Annotated in this window: 3 protein-coding genes; all 3 read left to right on the forward strand. The window is 41.6% G+C overall.

What is annotated here, in order from left to right; translation table 11 throughout:
- Nucleotides 1-777 (forward strand): branched-chain amino acid ABC transporter permease (locus SORDD24_RS06310; protein WP_155720139.1); only part of this gene is annotated, 777 nt, incomplete at its 5' end.
- A gap of 3 nt (nucleotides 778-780) precedes the next feature.
- On the forward strand, nucleotides 781-1,734 hold the full coding sequence (locus SORDD24_RS06315) for a branched-chain amino acid ABC transporter permease (RefSeq protein ID WP_061408750.1): 954 nt from the start codon (nucleotides 781-783) through the stop codon (nucleotides 1,732-1,734).
- The coding region (locus tag SORDD24_RS11695) for an ABC transporter ATP-binding protein (protein ID WP_061408752.1) at nucleotides 1,734-2,478 on the forward strand (745 nt) is incomplete at its 3' end. The genes SORDD24_RS06315 and SORDD24_RS11695, both read left to right, overlap by 1 nt.

The following is a 2,478-nucleotide window of genomic DNA, read 5'->3' on the forward strand; positions in this document are numbered from 1 at the left end:
AACAATTTTAATATTGCTCCTTATTTAACCTTTATTCCATCAGCAGAATGGCGTTTTTACATCGCTCTCTTGGTAATTATCGCAGTAACTATGCTTGTGACTGCGGCAGTTGGAATGTTGATTGAATTTTTAGCCTATCGTCCGATTCGAAATGCTTCAAGAATTTCGGCCTTGATCACAGCGATTGGTGTCTCTTTCTTCTTGGAATATGGAATGGTCTTCCTTTTTGGAGCGCAACCACGTTCTTATCCAGAAGAAGCCCTTGTGGTTAAACCGCTTCAAATTGGTTCAATGACCTTTGATTTTATCACTAATGCAGAGTTTATCATCTTTATCGTTGCAATCATCCTGATGTTTGTCCTCCAATATGTCGTGAAACAAACAAAAATGGGGAAAGCCATGCGTGCGGTTTCAGTAGATAGCGACGCTGCCCAATTGATGGGGATCAATGTAAACTCAACCATCAGCTTTACATTTGCTTTGGGTTCGGCTCTTGCAGGTGCTGCAGGTGTCTTGATTCCACTGTCTCAACCATCTATCGAACCTTTGATGGGGATGGTACCAGGTATCAAAGCCTTTGTCGCTGCCGTTTTAGGTGGTATTGGAATTATTCCAGGTGCAACCTTGGGAGGATTCTTGATTGGTGGAGTCGAAACCATTACAGTTGCTCTTGGTTTCTCAAACTTCCGTGATGCCATTGTTTATATTGTATTGATTTTGATTCTCTTGATCCGTCCAGCTGGTATCCTTGGCAAAAATGTGAAAGAAAAGGTGTAAGCAATGAACAAAAATTTAAAAGTAAATTTGATTTGGCTTGCGCTAATCGTGGCACTCTTTGCCCTTTTAAAGCTAGCTGAAGTTACAGGTCTCATGAACATGTATTATGTTCGCATTTTGATTGGTATTGGAATCGCTGTTCTTATGGGATTGGGAACCAACCTTGTTCTTGGATTTACAGGACAGTTCACCCTTGGACAGGCTGGTTTTATGGCTATCGGTGCTTACGCCACTGCAATCATGACAAGCAAAACTCCGACCTATGATAGTTTTTACTTGTCTATTGTAGTAGGTGTGATTCTAGCAGCCATTGTTGCCGTTATCTTTGGTTTGCCAACTCTTCGTTTAAAAGGGGACTATCTGGCAATTGCAACGCTAGGGATGGCAGAAATCATCCGTAAACTGATTGAGAACGGTGGTGAGTTAACCAACGGTCCTGCCGGTATGACCAATATTCTTCCTTATGTTAGTTGGGAAGCTGTCTTTGTCATTGTTGTTCTCATCACCATTCTTGTTCTGAACTTCCTTATTTCTTCAACAGGTCGTCAAGCCATCACTATTCGTGAAGACGAAATTGCGGCTGAGGCCATGGGAGTCAATGTGACCAAGATGAAAGTCATGATTTTCGTCATTGGTGCCATGATTTCCGCTGTAGCGGGGGCTATCTATGCCAGCTATATCGGTGTTGTGGTTCCAAACAACTTCCGTTTGATGAACTCTATCGACTACCTTATTATTGCGGTTCTAGGTGGACTTGGTTCCATTACAGGAACCATCATTGCGGCGGTAGTTCTCGGAATTTTGAATATGTACCTTCAAAACTTTGCTGAATTGCGGATGATCATTTATGCTTTGGCTCTAGTCCTCGTGATGCTTTTCCGTTCCGAAGGCTTGCTTGGAACCAAAGAATTGTATCTTTCAAAATTCTTTAACAAGAAAAAGGAGGAGACAAACTAATGGCATTGCTTGAAGTTAAAAATTTAACAAAACACTTCGGTGGACTAACTGCAGTTAGTGATGTGACCATGGAACTGAACGAGGGTGAATTGGTTGGTTTGATTGGACCAAACGGTGCTGGAAAAACAACACTTTTTAACCTTCTAACAGGTGTCTATGTTCCTTCGGAAGGAACTGTAACTTTGGATGGGCATGTATTAAACAACAAGGCTCCATACAAGATTGCTTCCTTAGGTCTCTCCCGTACTTTCCAAAATATCCGTCTCTTTAAAGACATGACCGTTTTGGAAAATGTCCTAATTGGGATGGCCAACCATCAACCTTCTCACCTTTTGGCTTCTCTATTCCGTCTTCCTGCTTACTATAAGAGTGAGAAACAATTGAAGGAAAAAGCTATGGAACTTTTGTCTATCTTCCATTTGGAAGGTGAGGCAGATACTTTAGCCAAAAATTTGGCCTATGGACAACAACGCCATTTAGAAATTGTCCGTGCTTTGGCAACAGAGCCTAAAATCCTTTTCTTGGATGAACCAGCTGCGGGAATGAACCCTCAAGAAACAGCTGAATTAACAGATTTAATCCGTCAGATTAAAAACGACTTTGGAATCACCATCATCCTCATCGAGCATGATATGAACTTGGTCATGGATGTGACTGAGCGAATCTATGTATTGGAATACGGCAGCTTGATTGCCCATGGAACTCCAGAAGAAATCAAGAATAATAAACGCGCAATTGAAGCTT

Source organism: Streptococcus oralis, from assembly GCF_001579175.1.
GTDB lineage: Bacteria > Bacillota > Bacilli > Lactobacillales > Streptococcaceae > Streptococcus > Streptococcus oralis_O.